The following is a 23,160-nucleotide window of genomic DNA, read 5'->3' on the forward strand; positions in this document are numbered from 1 at the left end:
ACATCAGTGGTTAATTCATAGAATAAAGAATATGTTTGTAGATTCACACGCACATTTATTTTTCAAAGATTTTGAAAACGATTTGGATGATGTTATCAAGCGCGCGCAAGATGCAGCCGTTGAGTACATCATCAATCCCGGAACGGATGTTCCGACAAGTAAAAAATCCATCGAACTTGCAGAGAAGTACGAGATGATTTATGCGGGAGCCGGATTTCATCCGCACGACGCGTCGAAAGCAAATGACGAATCACTTGAGGAAATTGAACGACTTTCTCACCATCCGAAAGTTGTTGCCATTGGCGAGATTGGTTTGGATTATCATTATGATTTTTCACCGAGAGAGAAACAGCGTGATGTCTTTTCAAAACAAATTGATATTGCTATCCAACGAAATCTCCCTATCATCATTCACAGTCGTGAAGCGGAAGAGGATACGCTTGGAATTGTAGAAGAGAAAGTAAAAGCACATCCTGATTGGAGAAAACATTTAGTTCAGCCGCACAACCGTTATCCTTCACCGAAAGGAGTGTTTCATTGTTTTCCCGGTGATTCAAAGATGGCATGGAAAGTTATTGATTGGGGATTTTATATTTCTCTTCCGGGATTTGTAACGTTTCCCAATAAGCCGACTCGACCGAACTCGATGGTGGAAGTTGCGCAACATGTTTCTGCTGAACATATCCTGCTTGAAACGGACAGTCCGTATCTTTCCCCCGCGCCGTTTCGAGGGAAGCGGAACGAACCAGCGAACATTCCATTCATCGCACAGAAGATTGCAGATTTGCAAGGACTTTCAGTTGAAGACATTGGACGGGCGAGTAACTTCGGTGTATATAATTTGTTTGGTGTTGGAAAATACCCTGAGCCGACGATTGCCTACAAGTTGAAAAATTCGTTGTATCTCAACATCACGATTCGATGCAATGCCGATTGTGTTTTTTGTGACAGAAAAGGAGAGGCGGTTATCAAAGGACATAATTTGAAAATCGAAAAGGAACCGACAGGTCAGGAAGTTATTCAGGCAATCGGTGACCCGACGAAGTACAATGAGATTGTTTTTTGTGGATTCGGTGAGCCAACAATTCGTCTTGATGTTGTGAAGGAAGTTTCTTCGTGGGTGAAGAAGAACGGAGCGAAGGTTAGACTCAACACAGACGGACATGGGAACATTATCAATCATCGGAACATTGTCCCGGAACTTGTCGGGTTAGTAGATTCAGTTTCCATCAGTTTGAATTCAATTGACCAAAAGCAATACGGAGAACTGATGCGAATTGACGGAGCGAAATATTTTCCTGCAATGGTTGACTTTGCAAAGGAGTGTGTCAGGCACAAACTTGATACGACATTGACAATAGTTGAACTCGATGAAGTTGATGAACAGAAAGCGCGGGAGTTTGTCGAGAAAGAAATTGGGGCGAAGTTTAGGAACAGACCATTCTTTTAGAAAGGAGTTTTATGGTTAGTAACATGATTTGTGGTTTGTGGTTTGTGGTTTGTTTGTTTATGACAGCCTTTCCACAGGAAAACCATACTGAGGTAACAAAAGAACGGAGTGAAAAAATTGAACAAATTCTCCGCCTTCAAGATACACGAACGCCGCACGATGCGCGGCTGAAGGAGTTCCTTACCGATAGAGATGAACTGGTTCGTGAACGTGCAACGCTTGCGTACGGTAGTATTCAGGATACTTCCGTGTTGCCGCTTCTGGTTACAAATATGTTGGACGAAAATGAAGATGTCGGATTTGCGGCTGTGTTTGCCATCGGTCAAACTGCTTCAATACTTTCGAGAAAGGGGAGAGAAAAGTTTGAACACGACCTCATCTGGATTCGACTTGACCAAATTCAATCGAAGAACAAAAAAGCGCATGACAGAATGATTGAAGAAATTGGAAAGTTTGGTACGGACGCGGCGCTGAAAGATTTGATGCTGAGATTTGGTTCACAGAACACTCATCAAGCGAATCTTCCGTTCGTGATGTCTGTTGCGCGATTTGCTATTCGAAACGTTGTGAGGGAAGAGGCGACACGATATGTAGTCGGGTTAGCAAAAGGAAATGAACCGGTGTCATGGCAGGTGGTGTATGCGTTGCAACGAATCGGGAATAATCAGGAAACAAAAAATGAAATTGATAATCTTGTTGGATTGTACCGTCATCCTGACCCGCTTGCGAGAATGCATCTTGCAGTGTTGCTGGGAAAAATCAAAGATGAAAAATCTTCTGTCGGACCGTTGTTGAACTTAGCGGAGTTTGATTCCGATTGGCGCGTTCGTGTCAACGCGCTGAAGGCATTGGCAAACTTCTCAACTAAACAAAATGAAAATATTGTGGATGCGTTTCATCGTGCGTTCTTTGATAAAAATGAGTATGTAGGATTGATTGCGCTGGAATATTTCGGGAATACAGATGCACGCGAACAGGAAGGTGATAAAACTGTAACAGAGACATTCGCAGACCTGAAGAAAATATCACTCAATAGGGAAAACAGTTTTCTTTGGCAATATCAAGCGACCGCGGCAAATGCGTTAGCACGCTTAACAGGGACAGCCGCATCGGAATATATTCAAATCGGTGAACGACAAGAGAAATTATTGCAATCATATTTATTGAAGTCGCTCGGTGAAACGGGTGACAAAAATGCAATACCGATTGTTGAGCAATATGTTTCTTCCGAACAACCTATGGTTGCACGATTTGCTTTGGAGGCGTTGGACGCATTGACACACAAACATCAAAGTGATTCCGATCGCGTTGAACAAACATATCGAGCAGTTATTCGTGCGTTGCAAAGCGATGACGTTGCATTGGTAACTACTGCGTCTGAGATTTTGGCTGATTCAATTTTCAGAAAGCCCGAATCGGTCGTATTGTTGATGGATAAACTTACACAGTTACGAATTCCTGACGATGTAGAAGCGATGCAGGCAATTTGCGGAACACTTGGCAAATATCAGGATACTCGCGCTGTTGGTGTTTTGGAAGATGTTCTCAAATCAACTGACCGTTCAGTTGCATTTGCGGCGGCAGATGCATTGTATCAAATCACCGGAAAAGATTATCGAAACGACTTACCGGAATGGATTCAACCGTTGTGGACTGATTTTGATTTCAAATATTTGGATGCCTTGCCTGAGACAATCAATGTGAACATGGAGACAACTCGCGGCGATGTGCAGATGGAATTATACAAAGGCGTTGCCCCATTTACAGTGATGAGCATTCTGAAACTCGCAACACAAAAAGGATATTTCAGGGGTTTGACATTTCATCGTGTCGTTCCGAATTTTGTTATTCAAGGAGGCGACCCGCGCGGCGATGGATGGGGCGGACCCGGTTTCTCAATCCGTTCTGAATTCTCTCCACTTTCATTTGAAACCGGAATGTTGGGAATGGCAAGCGCCGGAAAAGATACAGAAGGTTCACAGTTTTTCGTGATGCAATCACCTGCACCACATTTAGATGGGAAATACACAATCTTCGGCAAGGTCGTTTCGGGGATGGATGTTGTCAATCGGATTCGGATTGATGACAGGATTTTGGATGTGAAGATTATTGATTGACGATTTACGATTGAATCATTGAGTCGTTGAATCATTTAATCATCAATGATTCAATCGCACATGACAAAATTGTCAATGTCAAAAAGGTTGTTTGTTAAAGGAAGATTTCTTACAATCATCCTGCAATAACAATATGAAACTAACCCGACATACGCTGTTCTTTCTTTTGATGGCGTTCAACTACTTCGCCTATCAGGTTGAGTTGTTTGAGGAAGAACATAAAGAGAAGTATAGGGAATTGTCATCGGTCGTATCGTTTGCGTCATTTGGTGTTACATGGGAGTCATTCGGAAAAACGAGCGCGCAAAAAGCATTCGTTTATCTTGTTGATGTTCAAATAACACTACTCGGATTACTTCCGAAGGAGGACATCAGCAATCTCCACACACATCCCCCCTTTGAACTTATCAGAGATAAATCGCCTCCCTCTTATTACTTACATAAAATTTAATTCATGACAACGCCCTGATTCTTAGTTTCATCAGAAGGCGTTGCTATTTCTATTTATTTTTTTATGGAGTAACTTATGAACAAGTTTTACTTACTTGTCGTAGTGTGCTTACTCTATTTTGTCGATTTGTTACAAGCGCAAAGTCTGTACATCCTTGATGATACGACTAAGACATTTCAGATTGACGAAGTAGTAGTAACAGGCACTCGTACGACGAAAAAGATTATTGACATTCCGTATTCCGTCGAACGGATTGACAACACACAATACAAATTTGATAAGAAAGTTTCCGTCAACGATGTGTTGGAGGGAATTCCGGGACTCTTTCTTCAAAATCGCTATGGAAACCATGATGTACGCGTTTCGATTCGCGGGTTCGGTAGCCGCTCGAATTCCGGTATCCGCGGCGTGAGAATATTGCTCGATGGAATTCCCGAATCTGAGCCGGATGGACAAACGCGTGTAGAGGCAATTGATTTTGAGTCTGTTGGTTCGATTGAAGTGGTGAAGGGAAATTCTTCATCGCTCTACACAAACGCGCCGGGCGGTGTTATTAATTTCATCAATGATATACATTTCCCAAGAACGTTCTTCAGTAGTTTCAATAATTTCGGCTCGTTCGATTTTCGCAGTAACGGATTCAAAACAGGAATAAAGGCGGAGAATTACAGTCTTCTGACGACCTACAATTATCATACATATCAAGGATACCGACCACACAGCGAAGATTATTGGAACATTCTCAATTCCGTCATCGAAATCAAGCCGAATGATTTATCAACGTTTTCCGTCTTCAGTTATTTTGTTGATGGATTGATTCGTCTTCCCGGTTCACTTACGAAAGAAAAATTTGAGCAAGACCCGTTTCAGGCGAACAAGAGAGAGGTAGATAGAGATGCAAAACGAATTACAAAGAAGGGGCGTGTCGGTTTACAATTCGATACGTTTTTCGGTGAAGAAAATCAGAACGAAGTGGAATTGACCGCATACGGCACGATGAAATATTTTGAGCGGACTGCTCGAACCTATCGCATCATGAATAGAAACGGTGTTGGAGCAAGCGCACGGTTTGTTCATCACACGAAAGTTGCTGAGATGCCATACGAGTTTTCGGTGGGAACGGATTTGTTTTATCAGTCAGGTCCGATTGAAGAGTATAATAACATCAACGGAAAAAAGAGTGACGCTCTTCTTGCATTAACGGATGAAGTCATTGCTAATTCAGGAATATACTTTCAAAACACACTCGGATTGGTCGAGAATAAAGTTGATTTGATGGTGACAGGAAGATATGATAATGTAGTCTTCGATGCACGAAATCAATTATTCGAAGTGCAAAGCGATTTGAGAAAATTTGGAGCGTTTACACCCAAAGCCGCGTTGAATTATAAGTTAACGCCGACAGTTGCTTTGTATTCATCGTACGGATTGAGTTTTGATACGCCTGCGGGAAACGAACTGGAAAATTATCCCACAAGCACTAAGCCAAATTCGTTATTGAATCCTGACCTTGAGCCGCAAAAATCGAAAAGTTTTGAACTTGGTATAAAAGGAAATCTTATTGATTTTGATGCTGAGATGTTCAGAACTATTTATTTCGATGCGACATTCTTCAACACGAAGATTAATGACGAGATTGTTCCGTTCGAAGTGTTCGGCGATGTATTCTATCGGAACGCAGCGAGAACGAACCGGACGGGATTGGAATTAGGTGCGAATGCGGAAATCGTTCATGGATTTCAGGCAAAGGCATCATACACATTTTCCGATTTTAGTTACGATTCATTCAATGCGGGAATTGTTGCATCTGATAACGATGGGAACATTGCTATTGTTGAACATACGTTTGATGGTAACTATGTTCCAAGCGTACCGAAACACAATTTTTCTCTGACATTAGCTTACGATAGGAAATTCTATGAATCGCTTACGGGATTTGCAAAAGCATCATACACGCAAGTCAGCGGAATGTATGTTGACGATGGCAACAGCGAAATGTCCGACGGATATTCGCTCTTTAATTCAAATATCGGCATGGAATGGATAGTGGATAGATTTCAGTTTGTTGCTTCGTTCGGCGTAAATAATATTTTTGATAAAACATACGTCGCATTCGTGAACATCAATTCGACACAAAAAGAATTTTATGAAGTCGGTGAGCCGAGGAATTTCTTTGCAGGTGTTAATCTTGGTTATACATTCTGAATGAAACATACGTTCTCTAAATATTTCGAAATCAGTACGTTATACGTTCTACTTTGTACGTTCTTCTTTGGTGAGTTGGAGGGAGGCTCGCCAAAGAAGAAATCCGTCTTTGTAGGAGTGGGGCAGAGTTTTAGAATTTATCCAAGTGCAATCGTTCAAACAGAACCTGTCATTGCGCGTCATCCGTTGAATCAAAATATTTTGTTTGTCAGTGCGAATACATTTAATCTCAATTCGGGCTTTCAGAGCGAAGGTGTTTACTCAACAACTGACGGCGGCGCTAATTGGCTTGGCAATGATACATGCAGAGGATTTCTTATCACAGACCATCGCGGAAATCCGGGAATTGCGATTGACAAAAATGGAGGTTTTATAATTACAAGACTTGGCGTTTCGCCGGGGCTTTACTCACATTACTCGACGAACAACGGTCTGAATTGGTCGACATTCAAAACTATTACCACTGAGGATTTGTACAAGGCTACCCTGACTTCAGATGGTGGTTTAACAAGTAATTATTTCGGCAGAACATACGCTGTGTGGACTTTGTTGAGTGCGCAGCCTTTTCCAACAGTCTTTTCTTATACAGATGATGGCGGACTAAATTGGAGTTCACCTATACAAATCAACAATCCAGCGAACGGAAAAATCGGGAACGGAGGGGAAGCAGACATCATGGCGAACGGAACAATTGGTGTTTGTTGGGTAAGAGCAAATAATAGTTCTCCGTTCACCGCCGACTTTGTTGGATTCGCTTTATCAAATGATGGTGGAACAAGTTGGACAGTAAATGAGAATGCGTTTGATGTCAACGGAATAAACGGCTATATCACCACGAAAGCAAACCTTCGAGTGAAGGATTTACCACATATTGCAATTGATAAAAGTGGTCTATCAAATAACAATTCGATTTACATCGTCACTGCGCAAAAGGGATTATCTCCGGCGGGAAATGACCCCGATATAATTTTAAATCGTTCTACCGATAGCGGTAAAACATGGTCATCAGGAATCCGGGTCAATCAGGATGTGCTCAACAATGGAAAGTATCAATACTTCCCGGCAATTCATGTTGATGATGGTGGCGGTGTGAACGTATTGTATTACGATGACAGAAACACAACGAGTGATTCGGTCGGAGTATTTCTTTCCCGCTCGATTGATGGCGGAACGACATGGAAAGATTTTGAAGTGAGCGAACACAATTTCAAACCGGCACAAATTCCCGGAATGACGGTTGGTTACCAAGGAGATAACATTGCTCTCACATCTGTCGGTAATACATTGCACGCATTTTGGATGGACAACTCTACAGGCATCTATCAAATATGGTCATCTCAAATTGAACTTTCTGCACTCGGAGTTGATAATGGTTCCGTCGAGATTCCTTCGGAATTTGAACTGTCTCAAAATTTTCCGAACCCGTTTAATCCTTCTACGAATTTCGGATTTCGGATTACCAATTTCGGATTTATTACATTGAAAGTGTACAATGTGTTAGGGGAAGAAGTTGCAACATTAGTAAACGAAAAGAAAGCTGCAGGAAAATATTCAGTACAGTGGAATGCTGAGGGATTGCCGAGCGGTGTTTATTTCTATAAACTTTCATCGAAGGATGGTGTAAAAGCGAGGAAGATGTTGTATCTCCGATAAAACTGTAATCCGAAACCCAAAACTGAAACCACGAACCCGTAACCACTTTTCGTTTGCATGACGTGTGAAATTTGCTTAAATTAAGCCCGCTTTTTGAACCTATCGTTTGAAGCGCGGTAGGCTTTTTTATTGTCATACATGCTTATTTCAGCGTTTCAATCCCCGTGTTTGAAGATTTATCACAAAAATTAGAGAGTGTTTTTAAGAAACTTCGTGGTCAGGGCAAGATTACGGAGTCGAATATCACCGAGTCGCTACGCGAAGTTCGTCGTGCTTTATTAGATGCCGACGTCAACTACAAGGTCGTCAAGCAGTTTATTGACGACGTTCAACAACGTGCGATAGGTCAGGAAGTCTTACAAAGCATTACGCCGGGGCAACTCATCGTCAAAATTATTTTTGATGAAATGGTGAAGTTGCTCGGAACATCTGCAACGCAAATATCGTTTGCACCGATGCCGCCGACTGTTATTATGGTGGCGGGGTTGCAGGGTTCAGGTAAGACAACATTCAGTGCGAAACTTGCAAACTTTTTAAAGTCAAAGGGTCGTTACCCGATGTTGGTCGCTGCGGATGTGTATCGTCCGGCGGCAATTGACCAACTCGAAATGCTCGGCAAGCAGATTCAGGTTCCGGTTGTTGCAGAGCGCGGAAAAGGCGCTATCGAAATTGCAATTGGTTCGATTGAGCAAGCACGAAAAGGTGCAAGAGATGTAGTCATCATTGACACTGCCGGTCGTCTTCACATTGATGAAGAGATGATGCGGGAAGTCGAAACAATCAAACAAAAACTCAACCCGCATGAGATACTTTTTGTGGTTGATTCGATGACCGGGCAAGACGCAGTCAACACAGCGAAAGCATTTCATGACCGTCTGAATTTCGACGGCGTTGTTTTAACAAAACTCGATGGTGATTCACGCGGCGGTGCGGCTCTTTCGATTCGCTCCATTGTTACGAAGCCGATTAAGTTTGTCGGCATCGGCGAAAAACTTGATGCGCTTGAACAGTTCCATCCCGACCGGATGGCTTCGCGCATTCTCGGCATGGGCGATATTGTTACGCTTGTTGAAAAAGTTCAACAGCAGGTAACAGAAGAAAAAGCCCAAAAGTTAGAAGAGAAACTTCGTAAGTCTCAGTTCACGCTTGAAGATTTTATGGACCAACTTCATGAAATCAAAAAGATGGGTCCGCTTCAACAGGTGCTTGGGATGATTCCCGGAATGAACAAACTTCCTGCAAACACGCAAGTGGATGAAGGCGCTCTTGTTCGGGTTGAAGCAATCATACAATCAATGACAAAAGAAGAGCGGATGAAACCGAACATCATCAACGGTTCGAGAAGAAAACGGATTGCCACCGGAAGCGGAACATCAATTCAGGAAGTCAATAAATTGCTCAAACAATTTTTTGAAATGCAGGATATGATGAAACGGCTTTCGAGGGGGAAGATTCCCCGCATGTTTAGAAACATGCAAAATGCACGATAATAGATTTTAGATTACAAATAAAAACACTAAAGGAGAAAATCAACATTGGTTAAATTACGCTTACGGCGTATCGGCAAAAAGAAACAGCCAGTCTATAAAATTGTAGCGGCACATTCTGAGTCACCGCGCGACGGAAAATTTCTTGAAGCGATTGGTACATACCATCCGCAACAAAATCCGGCAGGGATTGAATTTAAAGAGACCCGCCTGTTCTATTGGTTGAAACGCGGCGCAAAAGCGACTGACACTGTTCTCGGGCTAATGAAACAAAAAGGCATGTGGCTTAAGTGGCAGTTGATGAAGAACGGCAAAGACGAAGCAGCGATTGCGGCGGAATTAGAAAAATGGCAAGTTCTTCATGCATCAAAATTAGTTCGGAAAGCTGATAAAAAAGCGAGCCTGAAGAAAAAGAAGAAAGCAGCTGCTGAGGTTGCTTCTGCCGCTCCACCGACTGAAGCGCCAGCCGCTTAATTTTATTGAACCCAATATTTTCTTGTCTGTAATTTGAAATTATTGGGTGAAGGATTTTATCGCATGCAATCAACTGACTTATTCGCGATTGCTCAGATTGTCGGTTTCTTCGGAGTAAAAGGATACTTAAAAATATATCCTTTAACTCACTCCCCGAAACGTTTGAATAAACTCAAAACTATCAGGGTCGGGTTGAAAGCAGAGTCAATCCATACTCAGGAAGTCGAAGATGTTGAGTTTCAACACAAAACGATTTTACTGAAGTTAAAGGGATTTGACGATAGAACTGTTGTGGAACAGTTCATTCATCATTACATCTTTGTAGAGAAGGATGAACTTGTAAAGCCGCCAAAAGGTTCGTGGTTTATTCATGACATTCTCGGGTGTGAAGTGTTCACAGAAGATGGAACGAACGTAGGAACTATTCAGGACGTTCTGAAAATTTCAAGCAACGATATTTGGGAAATCAGGAATGGTGAACGAAGTTTGCTATTTCCAGCGGTAAAAGAGTTTATCAAAAAAGTTGATGTGAAAAACCGAAAGATTCTGATTTTGCCGCCTGATGGTTTATTTGATTTGTAACCGATGAGAATCGATGTCGTAACCGGATTCCCGAAAATGTTCAGAGGACCTCTGAACGAAAGCATCATCAGACAGGCAAAAAAGAAGAAACTGTTGCAAATCCGGGTTCATTACCTGCGACGGTTTACGCATGATAAACACAAAACGATAGATGATACACCGTTCGGCGGCGGCGCAGGAATGGTGTTAAAGCCTGAGCCGATTTTCGAATGTATCGAATCGCTTCAATCAAAACGCAACTATGATGAAGTGATTTATCTGACAGCAGATGGTGAAACTCTCACACAAAAGATTGCAAATGAGTTATCACTTAAAAGTAATCTTATCATGCTGTGTGGACATTACAAAGGTGTTGATGACAGAGTCCGCCAAAAACTCATCACACGTGAAATATCAATTGGCGATTATGTGTTGACGGGCGGAGAAACAGCCGCTCTTGTGTTAATAGATACAATTGCCCGCTTAGTTCCCGGTGTCATCGGTGATGCCGAATCGTTGTTGAGCGATTCATTTCAGGAAGGATTGCTCGATTGTCCGCAATATACCCGACCGGCAGAGTTCCGCGGAATGAAAGTTCCTGATGAGTTGCTTTCGGGAAATCATAAAATCATCGAGCGATGGCGACATCAACAAAAACTTGAGAGAACGAAAGCACGAAGAAAAGATTTATTATCATAATTTTGTAAATTGATTTTGTACAAACAAGGAGAATCAAAAAAATGGAAAAGTTAAAACTCGTAGAAGCAATGCAAATGAAGACTGACCTCCCGTCGTTCAAGCCGGGGGATACAATCAATGTGCATGTGCGTGTTATTGAAGGAGACAAGGAACGTATTCAGCAATATCAGGGAATCGTGATGGCGCGACGCGGTGCAGGAATGGGTGCAACATTCACCGTGAGAAAAGTTTCCGACGGAGTCGGCGTGGAAAGAATTTTCCCGCTCCACTCGCCGCGTATTGCAAAAATTGACCTTGTCAAACCCGGCAGAGTTCGTCGTGCGAAACTCTATTACATCCGTGAACTTGCTTCAAAGAGTGTTCGCCAAAAAACTTCGGCGTAACATTGAAGCGGCTTGGAATTATCAGACACAACTATGTGCAACCGTTATTCGACGGTTTGCGCATGTCTGCCCCTGAATCCTCCGCCCGCTTTGAGTTGGTTCAAGATGCACCGGCTCAACTTGTTCTCAAACTTCTGCAAGATGAAATAGACGGGGCATTTTTATCTCCTCTTGATTATGCAAGATATTCGACAGGACTGCGCATTGTCCCGGATGTTTGCGCCGCTTCTTTCGGTGAAAGCGGTATCATTGAATTACACTTCCGTGATGATTTGACTGATGTCTCGTCAGTTGCAGTCAATCCTGAATCAAGTTCGGAAATTATTCTTGCTCGAATGATACTCGAAGAAAAATTTTCCCTCACACCGAAATTTGTTCTTTTGCAAGATGCATTACACAGTGGTTTGGAAAAGGCGGAAAGTCTATTAGTCGTCGGCAACGATTGTGAAGAATGGAGTGACCACGCCAATAAACTTGACCTCGTTGACGAATGGTTTGATATAACCGAACATCACTATGTCCACGGATTTTGGGTGACAAAGGAGGGCGCTCTATCAGAATCAGAACTTTTGCATCTGAAAAAAATCAAAGAGAAAACAGCCGAAAATAATTTTTCTGTATTCTACAATTTCCATGATGAAGCCATCGAAGGTTTGAACGAGTTTTACAGAATGGCGTATTATTATGGGGCTTTGAAAGATATTCCTGATTTGAAGTTTACATCGTTACGTAATTAGATGTATCCCTTTACCAACTTCATCAATTGATATTTTACTTCTTGAGACCATGAAAAAAGAATTCAACGTAATTATTGAAAAAGATGCCGACGGATATTTTGTTGCCACTGTCCCCGAACTCCGGGGATGCCATACACAAGCAAAATCGCTTGATGTTTTGATGAAGCGAATACGCGAAGCAATTGACCTCTGCCTGGAAGTTCAAGAAGGAACAATCAAATTCAATGAATTCGTTGGTGTACAACGAATCTCAATTCCCGCATGAGAAAAAGTCCACGACTTCGAGGTCGTGAAATTATTAAAGCATTACAAAAGGCTGATTTTACAATTCAGCGAATACGGGGAAGTCATTATTTTTTACAGCATGACGATGGCAGATGTACTGTCGTTCCGGTTCACTCCGCCGAAATAATTGGTCCGGGGTTATTTTCAAAAATTCTTCGTGATTGTGAATTATCAATTTCTGAATTTCAAGATTTGTTGTAACTTATTTTTCTGCCTTGCTCAAATCACTCAACATCAAAAACTACGCGCTTATTGATGAACTCAACATTGAGTTCGAAAATGGGCTGACTATCTTGACGGGGGAAACGGGCGCAGGAAAATCAATCATCATTGATGCGCTCAGTATGATTCTCGGTGAACGTGCGGATAGCGGGGTTGTACGCAAAGGAAGTGAGAAGGCGATTGTTGAAGCGGTATTTCTAATTCAGCATCAGTTTAAATTGAAACAACTTCTTGCTGAGCAAGAGATGGATAGTTCGGACGAATTAATTATCAGGCGGGAAATTTCAACTAAAAGTCAAAGCAGATGTTTTATCAATGATTCCCCTGCGACCATAAGTTTGCTGAAACAAGTCGGGGACTTGCTCGTTGATTTACATGGACAACACGAACATCAATCGCTTCTCAGAAAAGAAACGCATATCGAGATGCTTGATGATTTCTGTGGGCTGAACGAATCGGTAAAAAGTTTTGCAAAACTCTACGTAAACGCTTCTTCAATTTTGAAAGAGATTGAAACGTTACAGTCCAAAAAAGAACACGTGGATGAAAAGCGTTCGCTCTTAGAATTTCAGTTGAATGAAATTCTTGCAGTTAATCCGTCGCTCAATGAAGAAGAATCGCTCGAAAAAGAATTGAAGATTTTAGAAAACTCCGAGCGGCTTTCTCTTGAAGCAGACCAACTATACCAACTTCTCTATGATGGTGAGCAATCTATCGTTGACAAATTTGGCGTAGTACGGAAACATGTTGAAGCGTTGCAAAAGATTGATGAATCATTTTCAGAATCAGTTAAAGAACTTGAGTCGGCGACTTCTATCATCAATGAATTAACTTCATTTGTGCGAAACTATCGTTCGAACATTGAGTTCAAACCTGAACGATTGGAAGAAATCAGAACTCGGCTTGGAAAGATTTCTCTCCTCAAAAAAAAGTATGGCGGAACAATGGAATCTGTACTTCGGCAAAAAGAATCAATCGAGAAAGAATTATCCATTGCCGACAATTTTGAAACAGCGTTAGCCGAAAAGAAGAAAGAATTGGAGCAAGCAAGAGTTATTTGCTCGAAAGCGGCTCAAGAACTTTCCAAGAAACGACAGGATGGAGCGAAGAAACTCAACAAGAAAATTGTCCAAACGCTGATACAACTTGGAATTCAAAACGGGCAGTTTGAAACAAACATCGTTCAACAAAAAAGCAATCAACAGGATACAGCAATTGTGAAAATCGGTAAGGATTGTTTTGATTGTTCGTCTCAGGGAATTGATGAGATTGAGTTTTTCATCTCGACGAACGTTGGTGAATCGCCAAAGCCGTTAGTGAAAGTTGCATCAGGCGGAGAAGTTTCCCGCATCATGCTTTCATTGAAGATGAATGTTGTGACGAAAGAAAGTGTCCCGCTATTGATATTTGATGAAATTGATGTTGGAATATCGGGTAGAATTTCTCAATCAGTCGGTCAGGCAATGAAAGAACTCGCGGCGCATCATCAGGTAATTGCAATTACGCACTTGCCGCAGATTGCCGGTTTTGCCGATGCACATTTCGTCGTCGAAAAAATTGAAGATGGAAAGCGTGCCATCACGAAATTGAAAATGTTAAACGAGAAAGATCGGGTCATGGAAGTTGCCCGACTGATGAGCGGTGAAGAAGTTACTGAAGCCGGTTTGCAAAGCGCCCGCGAGTTGATTGAATTTTCAAACAGTTAATTTTAGAAAGAAATAGTATGAAGTCGAAATTATTTTTCTTAGTTATCATCCTGATTGCAACGCAGACTCTTTTTGCTCAGGGAGGAAAACCGCCCGTCGCAAAAAGAGTCCCGAAGGTAGATGTGCTTCATGGCGATGAACGAATTGATAATTATTTTTGGCTCCGCGATGAAGAGCGAACAAACACGGAAGTTATAGATTACTTAAAATCGGAAAATTCATACACGCATGCTGTTATGAAACCGACGGAGGCGTTGCAGGAAACATTGTACAATGAAATGATTCGCCGCATCAAAGAAACTGACCAGGACCCGCCGTATCGTGACGGAAATTATTTTTACTACACACGAACGGAAAAAGGAAAACAATATCCAATTTTTTGCAGGAAGAAAGGAAGTCTAGATGCGAAGGAAGAAATTTACCTCGACCAGAACGAACTTTCGAAGGGCTATCGTTTTTATAGAATCGCTGCGATGGATATTAGTCCCGATGAGGAATGGCTTGCATTCTCAGTAGATACCAATGGTTCGGAAAATTATATTCTACAAATTATGAACATGGATGATGGGGACATCATGCGAGAACAGATTCCGAACACACAATCAGTTGTGTGGGCGATGGATAATCAGACATTGTTTTACACCGTTGAGGATACAGCGAAGCGACCATACCGCGTCTATCGTCACACGTTCGGGGAAGATGTGAAATATGACAAAGTTGTGTTTGAAGAACCTGATGCACTCTACACGGTTGGTGTGGGACGAACACGAAGCGACCAATATATTTTTATCGGTTCATCGGCAAGTAACTCCGATGAATGGCGATACATTTCGGCGGGAAATCCGGATGAACAATTTAAGTTGATTGCTCCTCGCCGTCCTGAGTTTGAGTATTCGGTTGACCATCACGGCGACCATTTTTACATCAGAACAAATAAGGATGCTAAAACTTTCCGCCTGATGAAAGCGCCTGTTTCTGACCCAAGTGAACAAAATTGGACTGAAGTTCTTCCGTACCGGAAAGATGTTACCTTAGAAGGAACGGATTTCTTTGCCAACCACATGGTTGTATATGAGAGGGAACAAGGTCTGCAGAAAATGCGCGTCACCGATTTGCGAACAAACGCGACTCACTACATTGAGTATCCTGAACCTGTGTACACAGCATTCGGCAATGTGAACAGAGTATTTAACACAAATGTTTTTCGTTACAGTTATCAATCGCTCGTCACGCCTGCTTCGATTTATGATTACAACCTTGACACAAAAGAGCGGGTTCTTGTGAAGCAACAGGAAGTTCTTGGCGGGTATGATGCTTCGCAGTATCAGTCGGAAAGAATTTTTGCAAAAGCAGAGGATGGCACAATGATTCCGATTTCGCTTGTGTATAAAATGGGGGTGAAGTTCGATGGAACAGCGCCGCTTCATTTAACAGGGTACGGCTCGTATGGTTCATCAACGCAACCGACGTTCAGTACGGCTCGATTGAGTTATCTTGACCGTGGAGTTGTTGTTGCCCTTGCACATATTCGCGGCGGCGGAGACATGGGACGTGAATGGTACGACAACGGAAAATTATTGAAAAAGAAAAATACGTTTACCGATTTTATCGCCTGTGCCGAACACCTCATCAACAATAAGTACACAAGCAAAGAAAAGTTAACAATCTCCGGCGGAAGCGCGGGCGGTTTGTTGATGGGCGCAGTGACAAACATGCGACCCGATTTATTCAAAGCAGTGATAGCGAGCGTTCCGTTTGTGGATGTCATCAACACCATGCTTGATGAAGGATTGATGTACACCGCGCAGGAATTTCTCGAATGGGGTAATCCGAAAGAAAAAGAATCGTACGAGTATATGAAAACATATTGCCCGTACACAAATGTATCGGCACAGAATTATCCGAATATTTTAGCAAAGGTTGGATTCAACGACCCGCGAGTAAATTATTGGGAAGGGGCAAAGTGGGTCGCCAAGTTGCGTGAACTAAAAACGGATAACAACACGGTTTTATTGAAAGTGAATATGGGGGCAGGTCACGGCGGTTCCTCCGGACGATACGAACGTCTCCGGGAAATTGCTTTTGACTATGCGTACATTCTCAGTCAATATGGATTGACATCGTTGGAGAAAGCAAAGGAAGAAGATTGGAAGAAATAAGATAACATTAAAATAAGGATTGATATGTCAGATAATGTTAAATATGTTGTTGATGCAAAAGGGAAACCAAAGGAAGTTATTATTCCGATAGATCTATGGAATAAATTAGCTACTTCGATAAATGCGGAAGACAAGAAAATGATGAGCAAGAAAAAACTTGGTAATTACTTCGGTGTGTTGAAATTATCTGTGGACCCTTTGAAATATCAAAAAGAGATTCGGAATGAATGGCAATAAATATTTGCTCGATACGAATATCGTTTTGTATCTGCTTGGAGGGAAAATATCCAATAGGGAAATTCGCGAGGGAGAATATTTCGTTTCATTTGTGACTGAGTTAGAATTGCTTTCGTATCCCAATATGACTGATACAGAGGAAAACTCTATCAGGAAATTTCTCGAAAATATCCGGATTGTAAATCTTTCACCTCAGATAAAAGAACAATCAATATTCTTTAGAAAGAAGTACAAATTAAAATTACCGGATGCAATAATTTCAGCAACTGCATTTTTCTCAAATGCTGAATTGGTGACAAACGATAAATCCTTAACAAAGATTTTAGAAATCAAATCACGGGTCATTTCATAAACAACATGCCGCTTCAATTCTACAACACCCTTACCCGTCGCAAAGAAGAATTCAAACCGCTCACCGAAGGTTTTGTTCGCATGTACGTGTGCGGACCGACCGTGTATGGTCATTCGCATCTTGGACATGGGAAAAGTTATGTTTCGTTCGATACAATCATCAGATACTTACGCTACGTTGGATATAAAGTAACTTATGTTCAGAACATCACCGATGTCGGACATTTACTTGGTGAAACGAATGAAGGCGAAGACCGTCTCATCAAACAGGGAAAACTTGAGCAGAAGCATCCGATGCAAATCGCAGAGGAATATACTCGAAGTTATTTCGAAGACATGGATGCACTTGGCGTTCAACGACCGGATATTTCTCCGAGAGCGACGGGACATATCACTGAGCAAATTGAAATCGTACAACAATTGATCGAAAAAGGATTTGCTTATGAAGTGAATGGCTCTGTCTATTTTGATGTCTCGAAAGATAAAGAGTATGGAAAACTTTCAGGACGTAATACCGATGAAATGGAAAGCGGAACCCGTGTTGACGTTAAATCGGAAAAGAAACATCCGAATGATTTTGCTTTATGGAAACGTGCTGAGCCGGAACACATTATGCAGTGGACAAGTCCGTGGGGATTAGGTTTCCCCGGGTGGCATGTCGAGTGTTCAGCAATGTCCATGAAATATTTGGGTGAGACGTTTGATATTCACGGGGGCGGAATGGACAACCAATTTCCACATCACGAGTGCGAGATTGCTCAGAGCGAATGTCTGACAGGAAAACCGTTTGTAAAGTATTGGATTCACAACAATCTAATCACGGTGAACGGACAGAAGATGAGCAAGTCGCTTGGCAATTTTACGTTGCTGAAAGATTTGTTCAAGAAATACAATCCGCTCGTCATTCGTTTTTTCATTTTGCAGAGTCACTACAGAAGCACGCTCGATTTTAGTGAAGAAGCGATTGCCGGAGCAGAGAAGGGATATCAAAAATTAATTAATACAGTCAAACTCGTTAGGGATGGTTTGAATAATCTCAAACCACAAACCTCAAACCCCGAACCGAGCAAGTATTTTAAGTTCTATTCTGATTTTTCAAATGCTATGAACGACGACTTCAACACTGCACAGGCAATCGCAGTGTTGTTTGAGTTGAGCCGTGAAGTGAATGTCGGTCTGTCGAAGAATGAATTATCAAAAGAAACTTTGCAGTCAGTTGATGATTTATTCAATGAACTTGGCGGTCAGGTTTTGGGAATTATTCCAAATGATGTAGAAACACAGTCAGGCGAAGGGAATCAAACAAAAGAATTAATGCAACTATTGATTGATGTGAGAGCAGAAGTGCGCAATCAAAAACTTTGGTCGCTTTCAGATAAAATACGTGATGGACTTCAGAACATTGGAATTAGTCTTGAAGATAAGAAAGATGGGACGACGTGGAAAAGGAATTAACCTTGCGAAGGTTAATCTCAAATACGAACGAAAAACCTTCGCAAGGTTATGAGTTACCAAAAGAAGCTCTTCGGACTTGACTTTGCAAGATAATAATCAAGCCCGGTGATGCGACCGGAACGAGCAAGAAACAACATCAGGAAACAAATTATTACAAGCGCTGCCCATGGACTTTGAAAGAAACTCAAAGAATATAAATTTCCATTCGCGGCGTGAAGGTTTACAACTAAGAATATTCCGACAAGAGAAGAAAATCGTGCAAGTAAACCGAGAAGAAGTGACGCACCGATTGCCGCTTCACCGAGCGCAATAAGTTTTGACCAAATATCAGGATAAGGAAGAGCAACAACATCTAAGTAATTCAAATGAAATCCCGAGGCAGTTTCCTTGTACTTTGTTAACGAGGAGACTAAATCTTCGGAATTGGACAACCACCCGCTATTGATTTTATCAATGCCGATGCTGAGGAACAATGCACCGAGTGCAAGTCGAAGGAAAAGTATTTGAATGTCAAAGGATTTCATAACAAATTTCAGAATAAGGTGAGGCAAAGATACAAAAATTTTATCAATACAAAATGAGAACAGAAACATTTACCCAACATAAAAAACCAAACTTAACATTTGCACAAGCCGTGGCTTCGGGTGTGCTTGAAATAGACCAGCGACACGGAGGATTCCTTCGTCAGATTTCTATAGAAATGCAACCGAAAGAGACAGACCCGCACATCAATTTCCGGATGATTGACCAAATGGATTTACGTCCCGGTTCAATGCTCGAATGTCTTGTGCGCCGGCAAGGAAGAGGAGGACCGGAAGTCGCACGTGTTTTGAAAATCAACGGCAAAGACCCGATGGAGTGGATGCATGTTGATGAATTGCCCCGCCGAACTGCAATTGACCCGAACCAGAGATTAACACTTTCAACTACGCCTACTGAAGTCTCGATGCGAATCATGGATTTGTTTTGTCCGGTAGGAAAAGGACAACGAGCGCTGATTGTCGCTCCGCCGAAGACAGGGAAAACAATTTTAATGCAACAGATGGCAAATGCAATCAGTATTAATCATCCAGAAGTTCATCTGATTGTCCTCCTCGTTGATGAACGGCCTGAGGAAGTGACCGACATGCGACGAAGCATCAAGGGAGAAGTATTTGCAAGTTCGAACGATAGCGAGAGAGAAAGTCATGCTCGGCTTTCGAGGTTTGTCCTTGAATATGCAAAGCGAAAAGTCGAGGTGGGCAAAGACGTTGTCATTCTGCTCGATTCGTTGACACGGTTAGGAAGAGCATTTAATCTCGTTCAGCAAAGTAGCGGAAGAACATTATCGGGAGGAATAGATGCGCGTGCGCTTGAAATTCCAAAACGAATATTCGGTGCGGCACGTGCGCTTGAAGGAGGCGGTTCACTTACAATCGTTGCAACTGCACTCATCGAAACAAATTCGAGAATGGATGAATTGATATTTCAGGAGTTTAAGGGGACGGGAAACATGGAAGTTGTACTTGACCGTGATTTGGCAAACGAACGTATCTTCCCGGCGATTAACATTCCTGAATCGGGAACACGGCGTGAAGAACTTCTCTTTGGAAGAGACACCGGGAAACATCAGGCATTACGTCGGGCATTACATCGTATGAAACCGAAAGAAGCGATGTTGAACATGCTTAAGGCGATGGAATCATATCCGACCAACAGAAAATTACTCGCCAAACTTACCAACACCCGCGAAGACGAATGACGTTTTCGTTTTCCGTTCCGTCTGATTTCAATCTCAAGAGTACGATTCAAAGCCATGGATGGAGTGATTTGCCGCCGTTTGAAGTTCAGAACGATGGCAATCAGTTTTCCCGATGCTTCGAGATGCTCTCCGGAAAGATACTTCCTGCAACAATAAAGATTGCAAAGAAAGAAAAACGGCTTACCATCATAACGGAAAAAGATTGTGCTTCCAATGAGAAAAGAGAATTGACAAATCAAATACAAGCGTGCCTGCGGCTTGATGAAGACTATTCTGATTTTTATTCTGAAGTAACGAAGTACAAGCCGTTTCAATGGGTACTTACATTTGGTGCGGGAAGGTTGATGCGCGCTCCAACTGTGTGGGAAGACGTTGTAAAAATGCTCTTCACAACAAATTGCAGTTGGGCGTTGACGAAGATAATGGTACAGAATTTATGTGAGAAACTCGGCACAGAGGTTTTCAGTCTTCAGCCTACGGCTCGTAGAGTTTCCAGTTATTCTTTTCCAAAACCGGAGGCGATTGCTGATTGTTCAGAAAAATATTTAAGGAAGGAAATTCGTGTCGGTTACCGCGCTCCGTATTTACTCGAACTGGCGAACCGAGTTACTAAAAATGAAATTGATTTGGAGAGTTGGAGAACGACACACCTCCCGACAAAGGACTTGTTTGATGAAGTTCGTTCTGTCAAAGGAATCGGACCGTACGCGGCGGGAAATATTCTCAAACTGCTTGGTCATTACGATTACCTCGCGATTGACAGTTGGTGCAACAAGCAATTCTTCGAGAAGCATCGGAACGGACGGAGAGTTTCTGACAAAACGATTGAGAAATTCTATAAGCCATTTGGAAAGTGGCGGGGCTTATTTTTCTGGCTTGATGTAACGGAACACTGGTACAAAACAGAGCGAATATTTTAAGACAATCATAAACTACTCAATCATCTTTGTGCCACTTTGTGTTCCCTTCGTGTACTTCGTGGTAATAATAATTTGAAACTACATTACATCTCTTCCAAAAAGTAACTCTAAAATCACACATGTTAGAAACGTATCGTCGTTCTTTGAAAATGCCGGAGGCGGAAGAGTTGTTCGATTTGATGTTCTATCGCACACTTGCGTACTTGCTTGTTGTTCCGCTTTCTAAAACTCCAATCACTCCGAATCAGGTAACGGTACTATCTCTCGTTGCAGGACTTATCGCTGCATATTATTTTTCGACTGGAGTACCGACGGCGTTAATGCTGGGAGCGATTTGGTACGCGCTCGCCAACATCTTAGATTGCGCAGACGGACAACTTGCACGTATCAACAAAAGCGGAACACCGCTTGGCCGAGTTGTTGATGGAGTTGCTGATTACATTTCAAGCGTGGCAATTTTTCTTGGAATCGGCTTCGGTTTGGAAGCGCAAGGGAATCCTCAATGGTTGCTTGTTATCGCCGCTGGAATCAGTAGTGCCATTCATGCAATCAAGTTTGATGAAGTTCAAAGCGCTTATATTGCATATGCGAAAGGGGAGACTGGGGTAACAGGGAAAGAAATTGAAAAGTATTCTGCTCAATTAGAAGTTCCAAGTATTTCACCTGTGAAACGACTTACCCTGACGTTATATTTGATGTACCTGAAACTCCAACGAAACACTCAAACCTCAAAACCCGAAACTCAAACTTCAGTCAGGTTTTGGAGTTGGCTCGGACCGACGACAAACAGAACATTGCTCATTGTTGCCGCGCTGTTCGGAAATATTTATGTGTTCCTTTACGGAGTCACCTTAGTAGGGAATGTGTACTTCTTTTTACTTTCAACATTCATGCGAAGACGATGAACGCGTGGGCGCAGGGTGTAGAGTGCTGGGGCGAATAATAATTCTCCCATGCACTCAACAAATGAACAGAAAATGAACCGTCCAAGTCCAATACAGTTTTTCAGAGAGACACTCAAGTCAGACAAATACTACGCTGATGAACTCATCAACATTTATCTGCTGAGACCGCTTGCCGCGATGTTTGTCTGGTTGATTTATCCTACCGCAATCACTCCAAATCAAGTTACTCTGCTTGCGATTGTTGTTGGGTTTGCCTCAGCATATACTTACACATTCAATACACCGACTGCCATTGCGAATGCCGGCTTGCTCGTTGTGGCGAAAGATATTATTGATGATGCTGACGGACAACTTGCACGTGCAAAACAAATGTATTCACGGCGTGGTCGCTTCCTCGATTCCATCGGTGATTTTGTTGTTGATGTGGCAATCTTTTCTGCAATTACATTTGTTGTGTATCGGAGCGAGCCATCGTTAGGCACGATTCTCTTGGGTTTGCTTTCGCTTGCGGGAATTACGCTGAGAGTTTCTTACCACGTCTTTTATCAGGTTTCGTTTCTCCATCTCGAAGAGCGATACAAACTGAATCGTATCACTGAGGAAATTACCGAGGAAGACAGAAGGGGAGACCAAATTGCGTTTCGGTTACAACAACTCTTTGTTTTGATTTACGGGTGGCAGGACCGACTCATGTACAAGTTGGATGCGTGGTGTAGAGGAAATATTTCCTCTAATGAGGAACTCCAACGATGGTACTGCGATAAATTCGGGTTGCGACTCTCAGGATTGTTGGGATTCGGGACGGAGTTGACGTTGTTGGGTGTTTGCTCGCTTTTCAATCAGTTGTATTTGTACTTTCTTTTGAATGTATTTTTGATGAACGGGATTTTGTTGTTCAGTGTGATGTACCGGAGGGTTGTTATCAGGAAGCAAGTATCTCTGATGCACTGAGAGGAAGCCAG

23 protein-coding genes are annotated in these 23,160 nt (G+C 42.2%); 22 read left to right on the plus strand and 1 reads right to left on the minus strand.

The window, feature by feature from the left end; all coding sequences use genetic code 11:
* Positions 1-31: 31 nt before the first annotated feature.
* The 18 genes from HY960_09490 to HY960_09575 all read left to right on the plus strand — a co-directional run bounded on the left by HY960_09490 (position 32) and on the right by HY960_09575 (position 18,632).
* Entirely contained in the window at positions 32-1,450 is a 1,419-nt protein-coding gene (locus HY960_09490; protein MBI5215976.1) for a YchF/TatD family DNA exonuclease, read from the plus strand.
* Between the two features lie 59 nt (positions 1,451-1,509).
* Complete coding sequence (locus HY960_09495) at positions 1,510-3,567, plus strand: peptidylprolyl isomerase (protein MBI5215977.1); 2,058 nt, start codon at positions 1,510-1,512, stop codon at positions 3,565-3,567.
* A 133-nt stretch (positions 3,568-3,700) separates the two neighbouring features.
* A complete protein-coding gene (locus HY960_09500; protein MBI5215978.1) occupies positions 3,701-4,018 on the plus strand; it encodes a hypothetical protein in 318 nt (105 codons plus the stop codon).
* Positions 4,019-4,093: 75 nt separating this feature from the next.
* Positions 4,094-6,223, plus strand: coding sequence for a TonB-dependent receptor (locus HY960_09505; protein ID MBI5215979.1), 2,130 nt, complete (start codon positions 4,094-4,096; stop codon positions 6,221-6,223).
* Positions 6,224-7,876 (plus strand): T9SS type A sorting domain-containing protein, encoded by a 1,653-nt coding sequence (locus HY960_09510; GenBank protein ID MBI5215980.1) that lies wholly within the window; start codon positions 6,224-6,226, stop codon positions 7,874-7,876.
* A 164-nt stretch (positions 7,877-8,040) separates the two neighbouring features.
* On the plus strand, positions 8,041-9,366 hold the full coding sequence (ffh, locus tag HY960_09515; GenBank protein MBI5215981.1) for a signal recognition particle protein: 1,326 nt from the start codon (positions 8,041-8,043) through the stop codon (positions 9,364-9,366).
* Between the two features lie 45 nt (positions 9,367-9,411).
* Positions 9,412-9,837 (plus strand): 30S ribosomal protein S16, encoded by a 426-nt coding sequence (gene rpsP / locus HY960_09520; GenBank protein MBI5215982.1) that lies wholly within the window; start codon positions 9,412-9,414, stop codon positions 9,835-9,837.
* A gap of 63 nt (positions 9,838-9,900) precedes the next feature.
* Positions 9,901-10,419 (plus strand): 16S rRNA processing protein RimM, encoded by a 519-nt coding sequence (gene rimM / locus HY960_09525; GenBank protein ID MBI5215983.1) that lies wholly within the window; start codon positions 9,901-9,903, stop codon positions 10,417-10,419.
* Positions 10,420-10,422: 3 nt separating this feature from the next.
* Positions 10,423-11,097, plus strand: a complete 675-nt coding sequence (trmD, locus tag HY960_09530) for a tRNA (guanosine(37)-N1)-methyltransferase TrmD (GenBank protein ID MBI5215984.1) — start codon at positions 10,423-10,425, stop codon at positions 11,095-11,097.
* Between the two features lie 41 nt (positions 11,098-11,138).
* On the plus strand, positions 11,139-11,480 hold the full coding sequence (gene rplS / locus HY960_09535; protein MBI5215985.1) for a 50S ribosomal protein L19: 342 nt from the start codon (positions 11,139-11,141) through the stop codon (positions 11,478-11,480).
* A 2-nt stretch (positions 11,481-11,482) separates the two neighbouring features.
* Positions 11,483-12,217, plus strand: coding sequence for a hypothetical protein (locus HY960_09540; protein ID MBI5215986.1), 735 nt, complete (start codon positions 11,483-11,485; stop codon positions 12,215-12,217).
* A 49-nt stretch (positions 12,218-12,266) separates the two neighbouring features.
* Positions 12,267-12,482 carry a type II toxin-antitoxin system HicB family antitoxin gene (locus tag HY960_09545; protein ID MBI5215987.1) on the plus strand — a complete coding sequence of 72 codons (216 nt, stop codon included), beginning with the start codon at positions 12,267-12,269 and terminating at the stop codon, positions 12,480-12,482.
* On the plus strand, positions 12,479-12,703 hold the full coding sequence (locus tag HY960_09550) for a type II toxin-antitoxin system HicA family toxin (GenBank protein ID MBI5215988.1): 225 nt from the start codon (positions 12,479-12,481) through the stop codon (positions 12,701-12,703). Before HY960_09545 ends, HY960_09550 begins: the two co-directional genes overlap by 4 nt.
* 14 nt (positions 12,704-12,717) lie before the next feature.
* Positions 12,718-14,430, plus strand: coding sequence for a DNA repair protein RecN (gene recN / locus HY960_09555; GenBank protein MBI5215989.1), 1,713 nt, complete (start codon positions 12,718-12,720; stop codon positions 14,428-14,430).
* Positions 14,431-14,447: 17 nt separating this feature from the next.
* Positions 14,448-16,589, plus strand: a complete 2,142-nt coding sequence (locus HY960_09560; protein ID MBI5215990.1) for a S9 family peptidase — start codon at positions 14,448-14,450, stop codon at positions 16,587-16,589.
* Between the two features lie 24 nt (positions 16,590-16,613).
* Entirely contained in the window at positions 16,614-16,826 is a 213-nt protein-coding gene (locus HY960_09565) for a hypothetical protein (protein MBI5215991.1), read from the plus strand.
* Positions 16,813-17,178, plus strand: a complete 366-nt coding sequence (locus tag HY960_09570) for a type II toxin-antitoxin system VapC family toxin (GenBank protein MBI5215992.1) — start codon at positions 16,813-16,815, stop codon at positions 17,176-17,178. The genes HY960_09565 and HY960_09570 overlap by 14 nt, the downstream gene beginning before the upstream one ends.
* Before the next feature lie 5 nt (positions 17,179-17,183).
* Positions 17,184-18,632, plus strand: coding sequence for a cysteine--tRNA ligase (locus tag HY960_09575; GenBank protein ID MBI5215993.1), 1,449 nt, complete (start codon positions 17,184-17,186; stop codon positions 18,630-18,632).
* 53 nt (positions 18,633-18,685) lie between these two features.
* On the opposite strand, the gene HY960_09580 is transcribed toward HY960_09575, so the two are convergent.
* Positions 18,686-19,156 carry a DoxX family membrane protein gene (locus tag HY960_09580; GenBank protein MBI5215994.1) on the minus strand — a complete coding sequence of 157 codons (471 nt, stop codon included), beginning with the start codon at positions 19,154-19,156 and terminating at the stop codon, positions 18,686-18,688.
* 53 nt (positions 19,157-19,209) lie between these two features.
* On the opposite strand from HY960_09580, the gene rho reads away from it, so the two are divergent.
* From rho to HY960_09600, 4 genes are all read left to right on the plus strand, one after another.
* On the plus strand, positions 19,210-20,373 hold the full coding sequence (rho, locus tag HY960_09585) for a transcription termination factor Rho (protein ID MBI5215995.1): 1,164 nt from the start codon (positions 19,210-19,212) through the stop codon (positions 20,371-20,373).
* Positions 20,370-21,293 carry a hypothetical protein gene (locus HY960_09590; protein ID MBI5215996.1) on the plus strand — a complete coding sequence of 308 codons (924 nt, stop codon included), beginning with the start codon at positions 20,370-20,372 and terminating at the stop codon, positions 21,291-21,293. The genes rho and HY960_09590 overlap by 4 nt, the downstream gene beginning before the upstream one ends.
* A gap of 119 nt (positions 21,294-21,412) precedes the next feature.
* Entirely contained in the window at positions 21,413-22,198 is a 786-nt protein-coding gene (locus HY960_09595; protein ID MBI5215997.1) for a CDP-alcohol phosphatidyltransferase family protein, read from the plus strand.
* 72 nt (positions 22,199-22,270) lie between these two features.
* The gene (locus HY960_09600; GenBank protein ID MBI5215998.1) at positions 22,271-23,149 is read left to right on the plus strand and encodes a CDP-alcohol phosphatidyltransferase family protein; all 879 of its coding nucleotides are present in this window, start codon (positions 22,271-22,273) and stop codon (positions 23,147-23,149) included.
* The last annotated feature ends 11 nt before the right edge of the window (positions 23,150-23,160 follow it).

It is taken from the genome of Ignavibacteriota bacterium, from assembly GCA_016212665.1.
Classification (GTDB): domain Bacteria; phylum Bacteroidota; class Ignavibacteria; order UBA10030; family SZUA-254; genus FW602-bin19.

Bases quoted from the DNA above. Each gene is read 5' to 3' on its own strand.
- rimM (MBI5215983.1), top strand. From the start codon at position 9,901: ATGCAATCAACTGACTTATTCGCGATTGCTCAGATTGTCGGTTTCTTC.
- rho (MBI5215995.1), top strand. From the start codon at position 19,210: ATGAGAACAGAAACATTTACCCAACATAAAAAACCAAACTTAACATTT.
- HY960_09600 (MBI5215998.1), top strand. From the start codon at position 22,271: ATGAACCGTCCAAGTCCAATACAGTTTTTCAGAGAGACACTCAAGTCA.
- HY960_09510 (MBI5215980.1), top strand. From the start codon at position 6,224: ATGAAACATACGTTCTCTAAATATTTCGAAATCAGTACGTTATACGTT.
- HY960_09590 (MBI5215996.1), top strand. From the start codon at position 20,370: ATGACGTTTTCGTTTTCCGTTCCGTCTGATTTCAATCTCAAGAGTACG.
- rplS (MBI5215985.1), top strand. From the start codon at position 11,139: ATGGAAAAGTTAAAACTCGTAGAAGCAATGCAAATGAAGACTGACCTC.
- HY960_09505 (MBI5215979.1), top strand. From the start codon at position 4,094: ATGAACAAGTTTTACTTACTTGTCGTAGTGTGCTTACTCTATTTTGTC.
- HY960_09545 (MBI5215987.1), top strand. From the start codon at position 12,267: ATGAAAAAAGAATTCAACGTAATTATTGAAAAAGATGCCGACGGATAT.
- HY960_09580 (MBI5215994.1), bottom strand. From the start codon at position 19,156: ATGAAATCCTTTGACATTCAAATACTTTTCCTTCGACTTGCACTCGGT.
- HY960_09490 (MBI5215976.1), top strand. From the start codon at position 32: ATGTTTGTAGATTCACACGCACATTTATTTTTCAAAGATTTTGAAAAC.
- HY960_09575 (MBI5215993.1), top strand. From the start codon at position 17,184: ATGCCGCTTCAATTCTACAACACCCTTACCCGTCGCAAAGAAGAATTC.
- HY960_09500 (MBI5215978.1), top strand. From the start codon at position 3,701: ATGAAACTAACCCGACATACGCTGTTCTTTCTTTTGATGGCGTTCAAC.
- HY960_09495 (MBI5215977.1), top strand. From the start codon at position 1,510: ATGACAGCCTTTCCACAGGAAAACCATACTGAGGTAACAAAAGAACGG.
- HY960_09560 (MBI5215990.1), top strand. From the start codon at position 14,448: ATGAAGTCGAAATTATTTTTCTTAGTTATCATCCTGATTGCAACGCAG.
- HY960_09595 (MBI5215997.1), top strand. From the start codon at position 21,413: ATGTTAGAAACGTATCGTCGTTCTTTGAAAATGCCGGAGGCGGAAGAG.
- HY960_09550 (MBI5215988.1), top strand. From the start codon at position 12,479: ATGAGAAAAAGTCCACGACTTCGAGGTCGTGAAATTATTAAAGCATTA.
- trmD (MBI5215984.1), top strand. From the start codon at position 10,423: ATGAGAATCGATGTCGTAACCGGATTCCCGAAAATGTTCAGAGGACCT.
- HY960_09565 (MBI5215991.1), top strand. From the start codon at position 16,614: ATGTCAGATAATGTTAAATATGTTGTTGATGCAAAAGGGAAACCAAAG.
- HY960_09570 (MBI5215992.1), top strand. From the start codon at position 16,813: ATGAATGGCAATAAATATTTGCTCGATACGAATATCGTTTTGTATCTG.